Annotated in this window: 12 protein-coding genes; 8 read left to right on the top strand and 4 right to left on the bottom strand. The window is 71.8% G+C overall.

Going from position 1 to position 12,112, the window contains the following annotated elements:
- Positions 1 to 11: 11 nt before the first annotated feature.
- The 6 genes from dxr to ACFWB8_RS06430 all read left to right on the top strand — a co-directional run bounded on the left by dxr (position 12) and on the right by ACFWB8_RS06430 (position 7,350).
- Complete coding sequence (gene dxr / locus ACFWB8_RS06455; protein WP_385223290.1) at positions 12 to 1,265, top strand: 1-deoxy-D-xylulose-5-phosphate reductoisomerase; 1,254 nt, start codon at positions 12 to 14, stop codon at positions 1,263 to 1,265.
- Positions 1,262 to 2,563 carry a M50 family metallopeptidase gene (locus tag ACFWB8_RS06450; RefSeq protein ID WP_385223288.1) on the top strand — a complete coding sequence of 434 codons (1,302 nt, stop codon included), beginning with the start codon at positions 1,262 to 1,264 and terminating at the stop codon, positions 2,561 to 2,563. The genes dxr and ACFWB8_RS06450 overlap by 4 nt, the downstream gene beginning before the upstream one ends.
- Before the next feature lie 174 nt (positions 2,564 to 2,737).
- Positions 2,738 to 3,895: a flavodoxin-dependent (E)-4-hydroxy-3-methylbut-2-enyl-diphosphate synthase gene (gene ispG, locus ACFWB8_RS06445; RefSeq protein ID WP_385223286.1), complete on the top strand. Its 1,158-nt coding sequence runs from the start codon at positions 2,738 to 2,740 to the stop codon at positions 3,893 to 3,895.
- 228 nt (positions 3,896 to 4,123) lie between these two features.
- On the top strand, positions 4,124 to 4,969 hold the full coding sequence (locus ACFWB8_RS06440) for a GNAT family N-acetyltransferase (RefSeq protein ID WP_385223284.1): 846 nt from the start codon (positions 4,124 to 4,126) through the stop codon (positions 4,967 to 4,969).
- 71 nt (positions 4,970 to 5,040) lie between these two features.
- Entirely contained in the window at positions 5,041 to 5,613 is a 573-nt protein-coding gene (locus tag ACFWB8_RS06435; protein ID WP_385223282.1) for a GNAT family N-acetyltransferase, read from the top strand.
- Positions 5,614 to 5,655: 42 nt separating this feature from the next.
- Positions 5,656 to 7,350 (top strand): proline--tRNA ligase, encoded by a 1,695-nt coding sequence (locus ACFWB8_RS06430; RefSeq protein WP_385223280.1) that lies wholly within the window; start codon positions 5,656 to 5,658, stop codon positions 7,348 to 7,350.
- A 72-nt stretch (positions 7,351 to 7,422) separates the two neighbouring features.
- Here ACFWB8_RS06430 and ACFWB8_RS06425 read toward each other — a convergent pair whose 3' ends face one another.
- The 4 genes from ACFWB8_RS06425 to ACFWB8_RS06410 are packed head-to-tail and all read right to left on the bottom strand — an operon-like array spanning position 7,423 to position 10,330.
- Positions 7,423 to 8,316 (bottom strand): slipin family protein, encoded by an 894-nt coding sequence (locus ACFWB8_RS06425; protein ID WP_385223278.1) that lies wholly within the window; start codon positions 8,314 to 8,316, stop codon positions 7,423 to 7,425.
- Positions 8,317 to 8,358: 42 nt separating this feature from the next.
- Positions 8,359 to 9,261, bottom strand: a complete 903-nt coding sequence (locus tag ACFWB8_RS06420; RefSeq protein WP_385223276.1) for an aminoglycoside phosphotransferase family protein — start codon at positions 9,259 to 9,261, stop codon at positions 8,359 to 8,361.
- 35 nt (positions 9,262 to 9,296) lie between these two features.
- Positions 9,297 to 9,737: a ferritin-like domain-containing protein gene (locus ACFWB8_RS06415; protein ID WP_385223274.1), complete on the bottom strand. Its 441-nt coding sequence runs from the start codon at positions 9,735 to 9,737 to the stop codon at positions 9,297 to 9,299.
- Positions 9,734 to 10,330, bottom strand: a complete 597-nt coding sequence (locus ACFWB8_RS06410; RefSeq protein WP_385223272.1) for a hypothetical protein — start codon at positions 10,328 to 10,330, stop codon at positions 9,734 to 9,736. The genes ACFWB8_RS06415 and ACFWB8_RS06410 overlap by 4 nt, the downstream gene beginning before the upstream one ends.
- A gap of 155 nt (positions 10,331 to 10,485) precedes the next feature.
- On the opposite strand from ACFWB8_RS06410, the gene rimP reads away from it, so the two are divergent.
- Entirely contained in the window at positions 10,486 to 10,983 is a 498-nt protein-coding gene (rimP, locus tag ACFWB8_RS06405) for a ribosome maturation factor RimP (protein WP_385223270.1), read from the top strand.
- A 2-nt stretch (positions 10,984 to 10,985) separates the two neighbouring features.
- Complete coding sequence (gene nusA / locus ACFWB8_RS06400) at positions 10,986 to 12,044, top strand: transcription termination factor NusA (RefSeq protein ID WP_385223268.1); 1,059 nt, start codon at positions 10,986 to 10,988, stop codon at positions 12,042 to 12,044.
- Positions 12,045 to 12,112: the final 68 nt, after the last annotated feature.

Below are 12,112 nucleotides of genomic sequence, written 5' to 3'. Positions count from 1 at the left end.
ACAATGGGGGCATGAGCGACCGTCCAGCCCCCCTCGCCGACCCGCACCTCCTCTTCGACCCCGCGGCCGGCCGCCGGGACATCGTCATCCTGGGCTCCACCGGATCCATCGGCACCCAGGCCATCGACCTGGCCCTGCGCAACCCGGACCGGTTCCGGGTGACCGCGCTGTCCGCCGCCGGCGGGCGCGTCGGGCTGCTGGCCGAGCAGGCCCGGCAGCTGCGCGTGAACACCGTGGCCGTCGCCCGCGAAGACGTCGTACCGGCACTGAAAGAGGCGCTGAGCGCCCAGTACGCGGCGTCCGAGCCGCTGCCCGAGATCCTGGCCGGGCCCGACGCGGCCGCCGAAATCGCCGCCTCTCAGTGCCACACCGTCCTCAACGGCATCACTGGTTCCATCGGCCTCGCGCCCACGCTCGCCGCGCTGCGGGCCGGCCGGACCCTCGCCCTCGCCAACAAGGAGTCGCTGATCGTCGGCGGCCCGCTGGTGAAGGCCCTCGCGAAGCCCGGCCAGATCATCCCCGTGGACTCCGAGCACGCGGCGCTCTTCCAGTCGCTCGCGGCCGGCAAGCGCGCCGACGTGCGCAAGCTCGTGGTCACCGCCTCCGGAGGGCCCTTCCGCGGACGCACCCGCGCCGAGCTGGCACACGTCACCGTCAAGGACGCGCTGGCGCACCCCACCTGGGCGATGGGCCCGGTGATCACCATCAACTCGGCGACCCTGGTCAACAAGGGCCTCGAGGTCATCGAGGCGCACCTGCTCTACGACATCCCCTTCGACCGCATCGAGGTCGTGGTCCACCCGCAGTCCTACGTGCACTCGATGGTGGAGTTCACGGACGGCTCCACGCTGGCCCAGGCCACCCCGCCGGACATGCGCGGCCCGATCGCGATCGGCCTCGGCTGGCCCGAGCGGATCCCGGACGCGGCCCCGGCCTTCGACTGGACCAAGGCGTCCACTTGGGAGTTCTTCCCGCTCGACACCGAGGCCTTCCCCTCGGTGGGCCTGGCCCGGCACGTCGGTACCCTGGGCGGCACCGCGCCCGCCGTGTTCAATGCGGCGAACGAGGAGTGCGTGGAAGCTTTCCTGGCCGGTCGGCTGCCGTTCACAGCAATCATGGATACGGTCTCTGCCGTGGTCGATGAGCACGGGACACCGGACGCGGGAACTTCCCTCACCGTTCGGGACGTCCTTGAAGCGGAGACCTGGGCCAGGGCCCGGGCACGGGAAATGGCGGCGCGGGCCGCAGTGGAGGCGAGAGCATGACGGCACTCATGACGGTGATCGGGATACTGATCTTCGTCTTCGGCCTGCTCGTCTCGATCGCCTGGCACGAGCTCGGCCACCTCTCCACGGCCAAGCTCTTCGGCATCCGCGTGCCGCAGTACATGGTCGGCTTCGGCCCGACCATCTGGTCGCGGAACAAGGGCGAGACCGAGTACGGGATCAAGGCCATCCCCATGGGCGGCTACATCCGGATGATCGGCATGTTCCCGCCCGGTGAGGACGGCAAGGTCGCCGCCCGCTCGACCTCGCCCTTCCGCTCGATGATCGAGGACGCGCGCTCGGCGGCGTACGAGGAGCTGAAGCCGGGGGACGAGACGCGGCTCTTCTACACGCGCAGGCCGTGGAAGCGCGTCATCGTGATGTTCGCCGGGCCGTTCATGAACCTGGTGCTGGCACTGGCGATCTTCTTCGGGGTCTGGATGACCTTCGGGCTGAGCCAGACGACCACCCAGGTCGCCAGCGTCTCGCCGTGCGTCATCCAGCAGAGCGAGAAGCGCGAGATCTGCAAGGACGGCGACCCGGTGGCCCCGGCCAAGGCCGCCGGCCTGCGGCCGGACGACCGGATCGTGGCGTTCAACGGCCGCAAGGTGGCCGACTGGACCACCCTGCAGAAGCGCATCCGCGACACCGTCGGCCCCGCCACCGTCACCGTCGTGCGCGACGGGCAGCAGGTGACCCTCCCGGTGAACCTGATCGCGAACAAGGTCGGCAAGACCGACGGCCACGGCGGGTACGTCAAGGGCGAGTACGTGACGGCCGGCTGGCTCGGCTTCAGCCCGAAGAGCGAGATCGCCCCGCTCGGTTTCGGCCAGTCCGTGGAGCACATGGGCGAGGTCGTCGACAACAGCGTGCAGGGGCTGCTCAAGCTCCCGGCCAAGATCCCCGCCCTGTGGAACGCGGCCTTCAGCGGCGCCGAGCGCGAGCAGGACTCCCCGATGGGCATCGTCGGAGCGGCCCGCATCAGCGGTGAGATCGCGACCCTGGACATCCCGGCCGAGCAGCGGCTGGTGTTCTTCCTCCAGCTCGTCGGCTTCTTCAACCTCTCGCTGTTCCTCTTCAACATGCTCCCGCTGCTGCCGCTCGACGGCGGGCACATCGCGGGCGCCCTGTGGGAGTCGCTGCGGCGCGCCGTGGCGAAGGTCTTCCGGCGCCCCGACCCGGGCCCGTTCGACGTGGCGAAGCTGATGCCCGCCGCCTATGTGGTGGCCGGAGTCTTCGTCTGCTTCACGGTGCTCGTCCTCGTCGCCGACGTGGTGAACCCGATCAAGATCACCTAGTACGTCCCGTCGTACACCACGGGCACCGGAGCCGGGCACGCATCGTGCCCGGCTCCCTACGTTCGGGTGGCCGGGTCCCTCGGATGCGCGGGGCGCGCGGGGATTGGCGTAATCTCGAAGGCTGGAGCCCGCCGATCTCGGGACCTTGATCCACACCTTGGGGTTGCACAGCAGATGACTGCCATCTCTCTCGGAATGCCGTCCGTGCCGACGAAGCTTGCCGACCGCCGGGTCAGCCGCAAGATCCAGGTCGGCTCCGTGGCCGTCGGCGGTGACGCACCGATCTCGGTGCAGTCCATGACCACCACCCGGACCTCCGACATCGGAGCCACGCTCCAGCAGATCGCCGAGCTGACCGCCTCCGGCTGCAACATCGTCCGCGTGGCCTGCCCGACGCAGGACGACGCCGACGCGCTCGCGGTCATCGCGAAGAAGTCGCAGATCCCGGTCATCGCCGACATCCACTTCCAGCCGAAGTACGTCTTCGCCGCGATCGACGCGGGCTGCGCGGCCGTCCGGGTGAACCCGGGCAACATCAAGCAGTTCGACGACAAGGTCAAGGAGATCGCGCGGGCCGCCAAGGACGCGGGCACCCCGATCCGGATCGGTGTCAACGCCGGCTCGCTCGACGCGCGCCTGCTGAAGAAGTACGGCAAGGCCACCCCCGAGGCGCTGGTCGAGTCCGCGCTGTGGGAGGCCTCCCTCTTCGAGGAGCACGGCTTCAGCGACATCAAGATCTCGGTCAAGCACAACGACCCGGTCGTCATGGTCAACGCCTACCGCCAGCTGGCCGCCCAGTGCGAGTACCCGCTGCACCTCGGCGTCACCGAGGCGGGCCCGGCCTTCCAGGGCACCATCAAGTCCGCCGTCGCCTTCGGCGCGCTGCTCTCCGAGGGCATCGGCGACACCATCCGCGTCTCCCTCTCCGCCCCCCCGGTCGAGGAGATCAAGGTCGGCAACCAGATCCTGGAGTCGCTGAACCTCAAGCCGCGCCGCCTGGAGATCGTCTCCTGCCCGTCCTGCGGCCGCGCCCAGGTGGACGTCTACAAGCTGGCCGAGGAGGTCACGGCGGGCCTGGAGGGCATGGAGGTCCCGCTGCGCGTCGCGGTCATGGGCTGCGTCGTCAACGGCCCCGGCGAGGCCCGCGAGGCCGACCTCGGCGTCGCCTCCGGCAACGGCAAGGGCCAGATCTTCGTGAAGGGCGAGGTCATCAAGACCGTCCCGGAGTCGAAGATCGTCGAGACCCTCATCGAAGAGGCCATGAAGATCGCGGAGCAGATGGAGAAGGACGGCGTCATGTCCGGCGAGCCGACCGTGGCCATCGGCGTCTGATCCGGCGCATCGGCGTCCGATCCGGGGGAGCGGGTCCGCCCCCCCCAGCTTCCGGCCCTGGCCTCCGCACCCGGCCTCCGGCCCCGCTTCCGGCGCCCAGCCTTCGCCCCGGCCCCGTTCCCGCAGCTCGCGGGCGGGGCCGGGGTTTTGCCGTGCAGGGGCGCGCGGCATCCCCAGGCGGCGGCGGGTACAGTTCGGAGATCAGCAGACTTGCACGGTGAGGCCCCAGTGTTGACGCAGACCACCACCCGGGTCCTTGAGCCCAGTGATCTCGACGCCGCGCTCCGCATCCTCGGACGCGAGCCCGTCGCGAACACCTTCGTCACCTCCCGGGTCCAGATCGCCGGACTCGACCCGTGGCGCCTGGGCGGCGAGATGTGGGGCTGGTACGCCGACGGCGAGCTCCGCTCCCTCTGCTACGCCGGCGCCAACCTGGTGCCCGCCTGCGCCGGCCCCGACGCCGTCCGCGCCTTCGCCGACCGGGCCCGCCGCACCGGCCGCCGCTGCTCCTCCATCGTCGGCCCGGCCGAAGCCACCCGGCTGCTGTGGCAGCTCCTGGAGCCCAGCTGGGGACCGGCCCGCGACGTCCGCTCCCACCAGCCGCTCATGGTCACCGAGCAGCCGTCCGCCGAGGTCCGCTCCGACCCGCTGGTCCGCCGGATCCGCAAGGACGAGATGGAGCTGATCATGCCCGCCTGCGTGGCCATGTTCACCGAGGAGGTCGGCATCTCCCCGATGGCCGGCGACGGCGGACTGCTCTACCAGGCCCGCGTCGCCGAGCTCGTCTCCAGTGGCCGCTCCTTCGCCCGCGTCGAGGACGGCAAGGTCGTCTTCAAGGCCGAGATCGGCGCCGCGACCTCGCGCGCCTGCCAGATCCAGGGAGTCTGGGTGGCCCCCGAGTTCCGGGGCCGAGGACACTCCGAGACCGGGATGGCCGCCGTCGTGGAGTACGCGCTGAGGGACGTGGCGCCCGTCGTCAGCCTCTACGTCAACGACTTCAACACCGCCGCGCGGGCCTCCTACCGCCGCGTCGGCTTCCGCGAGGTCGGCGAGTTCATGAGCGTGCTGTTCTAGACACGCCCCGGCCCGGGTGCCCCGCCGCCAGGGCATATCGGGGGGCCGGGGCCGCCCAGTAAGGTCACCGCATGCTGCCTACCCCCGGGGGCGACGACCCCGACCGGCCCGCCGGACTCCGCATCGGTCCCCTCGACCTCGCGAACCGCGTGGACGAGGCCCTGCGCGTGCAGGCCGTGGCCTTCGGGCTCAGCGAGGATGAGATCGGCATCCGGCGCTACATCGTCCAGCGCCACATGACCTGCCGCGGCGCCCGCGCGCTCGGCGCCTTCACCGAGGACGGGGCACTGGCCGGATTCGTCTACGGCATGCCGAACGACCGCACCCACTGGTGGTCCACCGTCGTCGAGCCGTACCTGCGGTCCGGCGGCCACGACGGCTGGCTCGACGGCTCCTTCGTGATCACCGAACTGCACGTCCACCCCGGATTCCAGGGCCACGGCGTCGGCCGCGCGCTCATCACCCGGCTCACCGACAGCTCCGCCGAACCGCGCTCGATCCTCTCCGCCATCGACACCGACAGCCCCGCCCGAGGGCTCTACCGCGCCCTCGGCTACACGGACCTCGCCCGCCAGGTGCACTTCCCGAGCGCGAGCCTCCCGTACGCCGTCATGGGCGCACCGCTGCCGCTGATCAGGCGCTGAATCCGATTTCGGGGGACCGGCAGCCCCCGGTAGCCTCCCGTCATGTCGACGCAACGCGTACAGCGCATGTCCAGCCTCCTGGCCAAGACCCTCCGCGAGGACCCGGCCGACGCCGAGACCCTCAGCCACCGCCTCCTGGTCCGCGCCGGGTACGTCCGGCGCAGCTCGGCCGGGGTGTGGAGCTGGCTGCCGCTCGGCAAGCGGGTCCTGGACAACGTCTCGCGCATCGTCCGCGAGGAGATGGACGCGATCGGGGCCCAGGAGGTGCTGCTCCCCGCGCTGCTGGCGAAGGAGCCGTACGAGGTCAGCGGGCGCTGGTCGGAGTACGGCGACCTGCTGTTCCGGCTCAAGGACCGCAAGGGCGCGGACTATCTGCTCGGACCCACGCACGAGGAGATCTTCACCCTGCTGGTGAAGGACCAGTGCACGTCCTACAAGGACCTGCCGGTCATGCTCTACCAGATCCAGACCAAGTACCGGGACGAGGCGCGGCCGCGGTCGGGCGTGCTGCGCGGGCGCGAGTTCCAGATGAAGGACTCGTACTCCTTCGACGTGAGCGACGAGGGCCTGGCCGAGTCCTACCGGCTCCACCGCGAGGCCTACGTACGCATCTTCGAGCGGCTGGGCCTGGACCACCGGATCGTGTCGGCGGTGTCCGGCGCGATGGGCGGCTCCGCGTCGGAGGAGTTCCTGGCGCCGGCGCCGGCGGGCGAGGACACCTTCGCGGACTGCCCGTCCTGCGACTACGCGGCGAACACGGAGGCGGTGACCTTCGCGCTGACCCCGGTGGCCGGGGACCACGGACCGCTGGAGGAGATCCCCACCCCCGACACCCCGACCATCGAGACGCTGGCGGCGCACCTGGGCGTACCCGCGTCGGCCACGCTCAAGAACCTCCTGGTGAAGGTGGACGGCGAGATCGTCGCCGTCGGGGTGCCGGGGGACCGCGAGGTGGACCTCGGCAAGCTCGGCGAGCATCTCGCCCCGGCGGTGGTGGAGTTGGTGACGGCGGAGGACTTCGCCGACCGGCCGGATCTGGTACGGGGCTACGTGGGCCCGCAGGGCCTCGACAAGGTCCGCTACCTGGCCGACCCCCGTGTCGCGCCCGGCACTTCATGGGTGACGGGGGCCAACAAGGCCGACACGCACGCCCGGAACGTGGTCTGCGGGCGGGACTTCGAGGTGGACCGGTACCTGGACGTCGTGGTCGTGCAGGAGGGCGACCCGTGCCCCTCCTGCGGTACGGGCCTTCGCCTCGACCGGGCGATCGAGATCGGGCACATCTTCCAGCTGGGACGCAAGTACGCGGACGCGTTCGGGCTCGACGTGCTGGGGCGGGAGGGCAAGCCGGTCCGCGTCACGATGGGCTCGTACGGGATCGGGGTCTCCCGGGCGGTGGCGGCGCTGGCCGAGCAGACGGCCGACGAGCGGGGGCTGTGCTGGCCGGCCGCGGTGGCCCCGGCGGACGTGCACGTGGTGGCGGCGGGCAAGGCCGTGCCGCTCGCGCTGGCGGAGCAGGCGGCGGCCGCGCTGGCCGCGGCGGGCCGGCGGGTCCTGCTGGACGACCGGGCCGGGCTGTCGCCCGGCGTGAAGCTCACGGACGCGGAACTGATCGGCGTCCCGTGGATCCTGGTGGCCGGCCGCCGCTCCGCGGAATCGGTGGTCGAACTCCAGCACCGCGTCACGGGAACCCGCGAGGAACTCCCCCTGGAGGAAGCCCTCGCACGCCTGACCTGACGGGCACGCCGGCATCAGCCAAAATCCGGCACCGTCGGCGTTTGCGGAGCCCCAGGGACGCGGGGCCGCAGGTCAGGGGTCCGGTTCCTCCGGGTCCGGTTCCTCCGGGTCCGGTTCCTCCGGGTCCGGTTCCTCCGGGTCCGGGGCCGACAAAGAGGGGGCCTCGTCCGGGGCCGGGACGGCCAAGGGCGGGGTCTCCGCCGGGCCGGGGGTCGCGCGTTCCAGGAAGCGGAGGAGTTCCACCGGGAAGGGGAGGACCAGGGTGGAGTTCTTCTCCGCCGCCACCGCGACCACCGTCTGGAGCAGCCGCAGCTGCAACGCCGCCGGCTGGTCCGACATCACCGCGGCGGCCTCCGCCAGCTTGTGCGAGGCCTGGAGCTCGGCGTCCGCGTTGATCACCCGCGCCCGCCGCTCCCGGTCCGCCTCCGCCTGCCGGGCCATCGACCGCTTCATCGTCTCCGGGAGCGAGACGTCCTTGATCTCGACCCGGTCGATCTGCACGCCCCACCCCACCGCCGGACTGTCGATCATCAGCTCCAGGCCTTGGTTGAGCATCTCCCGGTTGGACAGCAGGTCGTCCAGGTCCGACTTTCCGATGATCGACCGCAGCGAGGTCTGCGCCATCTGCGACACGGCGAAGCGGTAGTCCTCCACCGCCACGATCGCGCTCGCCGGGTCGACGACCTTGAAGTACACGACCGCGTCCACCCGCACGGTCACGTTGTCCCGGGTGATGCCCTCCTGGGCCGGCACCGGCAGCGTCACGATCTGCATGTTCACTTTGCGCAGGCGGTCCACACCGGGGACGATCACGGTGAAACCAGGCGCCCGGATGCTCTCGCGCAGCCGACCGAAGCGGAAGACCAAGCCCCGCTCGTACTGCTTCACCACCCGGGCCGCGGCTCCCATGTACACCGCGATGCCCACACCGGCGGCGATTGCCGCTGTCAGCAGTTCCTCGACCATGGCGGCCCCCTGCCGGACATACCTTCTTACCTACGGTATGCCCTACAACCAGCCCGCGAACTCCAGCAGCAGCTCCGCCTCCCGCCGCCGCCCCGCCGCCAGCGCCCGGTTCCCCGACTCGACCGCCCGGAACAGCGTCCAGCCGCGCAGCCGGTCCCGGTCCACCTCCAGGGAGTCGGCCAGTTTGTTCACCCGGCGCCGGGCCCCCGCCGCCCCCGCCGAGGAGGCGACCTGGTCCTCCAGCCGGTCCCGTACCAGCCGCGCCAGGTCGTACGCCCGCTCACCGACCAGCGGGTCAGGACCCACCGCCAGCCACGGGGCCCGGTCGCCCGCGAGCACCTTGCCCTGCCGGAAGTTCCCGTGCAGCAGCAGTTCCTCGCCGGGTACCGCGGTCAGCTCCGCGTGCACGGCGAGGGCGACGGCCGCCAGTTCCCCGGTCTCCGGCTCGGCCTTGCGCAGGGCCTCCGTCTGCCGGGAGGTGCGCTCCTCCACCGTCTCCCAGACATGGCCCCCCGGCGCGGCCACCCACAGCCGGCGCAGGGTCCCGCTGGCCTCCAGCAGCGCCTTCGCCTCGGGCAGGGACCGCAGCGAGACCTCGGGGTGCAGCCGCTCCAGCAGCAGCCCCCCGTCCTCTTCGTGGTGCCGCGAGTCGAGGACCCGTACCGCTCCGAATCCGGCCCAGTGCGCCAGCGCGGCCAGCTCCCGGTCGGGACGGGCGGACGGCGGCGCCAGCTTCAGCGCGGCCGGGGTGCCGTCGGCGTAGCGGACGAGCAGGAGGAGGCTGCTGCGTCCGCCCGGGGCCTGCACCCGCTGGGCCTGGACCTCACGCCGGGCCAGCGCGGCCTCGGCCCGTTCGGGCAACTGCCCCAGCCAGTCGGTGTCCTGAGCCGATTCCGGCATCTCGCCGAGCGCCCGTACAAGCCGCTGCGGCGGTTCGAAAGCCATGCGTGCGTGGTCCCTTTCAGCTGTGCTGGGCTCGTTCAGCGCTTTTCCGTGAGCCCAGGGAAGGCTACGCCGACACCGCGCCAGCGTGCGGCCCGCACGGCCGCGGCGCTCAGCGCGTCGGCCGCCTCGCGGCGCAGCGGGCCCTCCGCGGCACGCACCAGATCGGAGTACGCGCCCGCCACCCGGTCCTCGATCTCGGCGGCCAGCCGCTCGGCGTCGCCGGGCGCGCGCAACGGGAACGGCAGGGTGTACGCGGCCTCCGCCGGGCGGGGCGAACCACCCATCTCGCGCACCGTGCGGGCCAGTGCGTCGCGGCGGGCGAGGTGCTCGCCGTACGCCTCCCGGGCCTCGCCCTGGCGGGCGGCGGTGGCCCGGGCGCCGATCACGCCGTAGCCGTACGCGGCCGCGTGCTCGGCGGCGAGCGCGGACTGCGCGGCCTCCAGGGAGCGGCTCGCGGGGGTGGGCTCGGGGCTCACGGGGTCCCTCCGGGGGCCGAGGTCAGCAGGTACGCGTGTACGTGGCCGCAGGCGGCCACCGAGGCCAGCATCCGGGCCAGCTCCCCGGGTGCGCCGGCCAGTGAGATCGTCCGCGCCTCGGCCAGGCTCCGCTCGGCGTCCGCGAGTTCGGTCAGGGCGTCGGCGGGCTTCGGCGGCACGGGCTCGCCGCTCGGCGCCGCGGCCGGGGCGGCGCTGCCGGCCGGCGCGGCGGAGGCCTTCCCGTTCGGACGGGCTCCGGACCCCGGCCCGGACCCGGCCCCGGAGCCCGGACGCGCTTCCGGGCCCTCCACGGCCAGGGCGGCGGCGTGTGCGGCGACGGCCGCGCGCAGCGGACCGAGGCGCTGCGCCAGGGCCGGATGCGCGGCGGTGGTGGCGTCGTAACGTTCCAGCAGCCGCTCACTGTCACGGACGGCCGTCTCGCGCATCCGCCGTTCGAGTGGAATCCCGAAGTCCTCCTCGGCCGGGCTCCCGTCGGAGCAGCCGGTGAGCAGCACGGCGCCGGCCACACCGGCGGCGCCGGCGAGCAGGCTCCTTCGCGAGGGCCGGGGCCGCACGGGCATGGTCCAGGGCACGGGGACGTCCTCGGGGTGGTGGCGGGGCAGGGTGTGATCACCGTACCCGGGGCCCCGTCCACAGGGCGGACGGCAACACCCTCCGCGACCGGATACCCTTTCACCTGACACACGACGGAAACCACAACAGCACACGCGGCCGAGGAGTCACCCGGATGAGCACCACCCAGAGCGACAGGCTGCGCGGACTGCTGGAGCCGCTCGTCGCCGCCAAGGGACTGGACCTCGAGGACATCGAGATGTCCAAGGCGGGCAAGCGCCGGATGCTGCGCATCATCGTGGACTCCGACGAGGGCGTGGAACTGGACGCGTGTGCGGAGCTGAGTCGCGAGGTCTCCGACCGGCTCGACGAAACCGACGTGATGGGTGAGGACGAGTACGTCCTCGAAGTGAGCTCGCCGGGCGCGGACCGCCCGCTGACCGAGCACCGTCACTACGTACGGGCGATCGGCCGTCTCGTGAAGTTCCAGCTGGAGCCGGGCGGGGAACTGATCGCCCGCATTCTGGAAGTCGACGACGAGGGCATGGACCTCGAAGTACCGGGCGTGAAGGGCCGCAAGGCGACCGCCCGCCGCATCGCATTCACCGACATCGCCAAGGCGCGTGTCGAGATCGAGTTCAACCGCAAGGACAAGAAGGAAGAGGAGGCGTAGCCGTGGACATCGACATGAGTGCCCTGCGGGGTCTGGTCCGGGAGAAGGAGATCTCCTTCGACCTGCTCGTCGAGGCGATCGAGTCGGCCCTCCTCATCGCGTACCACCGCACCGAGGGAAGCTTCCGGCGCGCACGCGTGGAGCTGGACCGCACCAATGGCCACGTCGTCGTTTGGGCGACGGAGGACCCGCGGGACCTGGAAGAGGGTCAGGAGGCCAAGGAGTTCGACGACACCCCGTCGGACTTCGGCCGGATCGCCGCGACGACCGCCAAGCAGGTGATCCTGCAGCGTCTGCGCGATGCCGAGGACGACCTGACCTTCGGCGAGTTCGCCGGCCGTGAGGGCGACGTCATCACCGGCGTCGTGCAGCAGGGCAAGGACCCCAAGAACGTCCTCGTCGACATCGGCAAGCTCGAGGCCATCCTGCCGGTGCAGGAGCAGGTCCCCGGCGAGGAGTACACGCACGGCATCCGCATCAAGGCGTACGTCGTGCGGGTGGCGAAGGGTGTCCGCGGTCCGTCCGTGACCCTCTCGCGCACCCACCCCAACCTGGTGAAGAAGCTGTTCGCGCTGGAGGTCCCGGAGATCGCCGACGGCAGCGTCGAGATCTGCGCGATCGCCCGTGAGGCCGGTCACCGCAGCAAGATCGCCGTACGGTCCACCCGCTCGGGCCTCAACCCGAAGGGCGCCTGCATCGGGCCGATGGGCAGCCGCGTGCGCAACGTGATGGCCGAGCTGCATGGTGAGAAGATCGACATCGTCGACTGGTCGGACGACCCGGCGGAGATGGTCGCGAACGCGCTGTCACCCGCCCGGGTGAGCAAGGTCGAGGTCGTCGACTGGGACACCCGCTCCGCCCGGGTGACCGTGCCGGACTACCAGCTGTCGCTGGCCATCGGCAAGGAGGGCCAGAACGCCCGCCTCGCCGCCCGCCTCACCGGCTGGCGCATCGACATCCGTCCCGACACCGAGACGGCGCCGGACGAGGACCGTGACCGGGACCGGGATCGCGACAGCGACCGGGACCGGGACCGCGACCGCGACCGCCGCGGGGAATAAAACCGGTACCGCCCGGGGCTGTCCGGGCGGTAGACAGGACCACAACCGGGTCCTGGCACGGGCGCGGC

This window comes from Streptomyces sp. NPDC060031, from assembly GCF_042736805.1.
In the GTDB taxonomy this organism is placed as follows: Bacteria; Actinomycetota; Actinomycetes; order Streptomycetales; family Streptomycetaceae; genus Streptomyces.
This window is presented reverse-complemented; position numbering and strand designations above follow the sequence as displayed.

Coding starts and splice junctions, on each gene's coding strand:
- ACFWB8_RS06430 (WP_385223280.1), top strand. CDS start 5,656: ATGTCGACGCAACGCGTACAGCGCATGTCCAGCCTCCTGGCCAAGACC.
- ACFWB8_RS06450 (WP_385223288.1), top strand. CDS start 1,262: ATGACGGCACTCATGACGGTGATCGGGATACTGATCTTCGTCTTCGGC.
- ACFWB8_RS06420 (WP_385223276.1), bottom strand. CDS start 9,261: ATGGCTTTCGAACCGCCGCAGCGGCTTGTACGGGCGCTCGGCGAGATG.
- ispG (WP_385223286.1), top strand. CDS start 2,738: ATGACTGCCATCTCTCTCGGAATGCCGTCCGTGCCGACGAAGCTTGCC.
- ACFWB8_RS06425 (WP_385223278.1), bottom strand. CDS start 8,316: ATGGTCGAGGAACTGCTGACAGCGGCAATCGCCGCCGGTGTGGGCATC.
- ACFWB8_RS06435 (WP_385223282.1), top strand. CDS start 5,041: ATGCTGCCTACCCCCGGGGGCGACGACCCCGACCGGCCCGCCGGACTC.
- rimP (WP_385223270.1), top strand. CDS start 10,486: ATGAGCACCACCCAGAGCGACAGGCTGCGCGGACTGCTGGAGCCGCTC.
- dxr (WP_385223290.1), top strand. CDS start 12: ATGAGCGACCGTCCAGCCCCCCTCGCCGACCCGCACCTCCTCTTCGAC.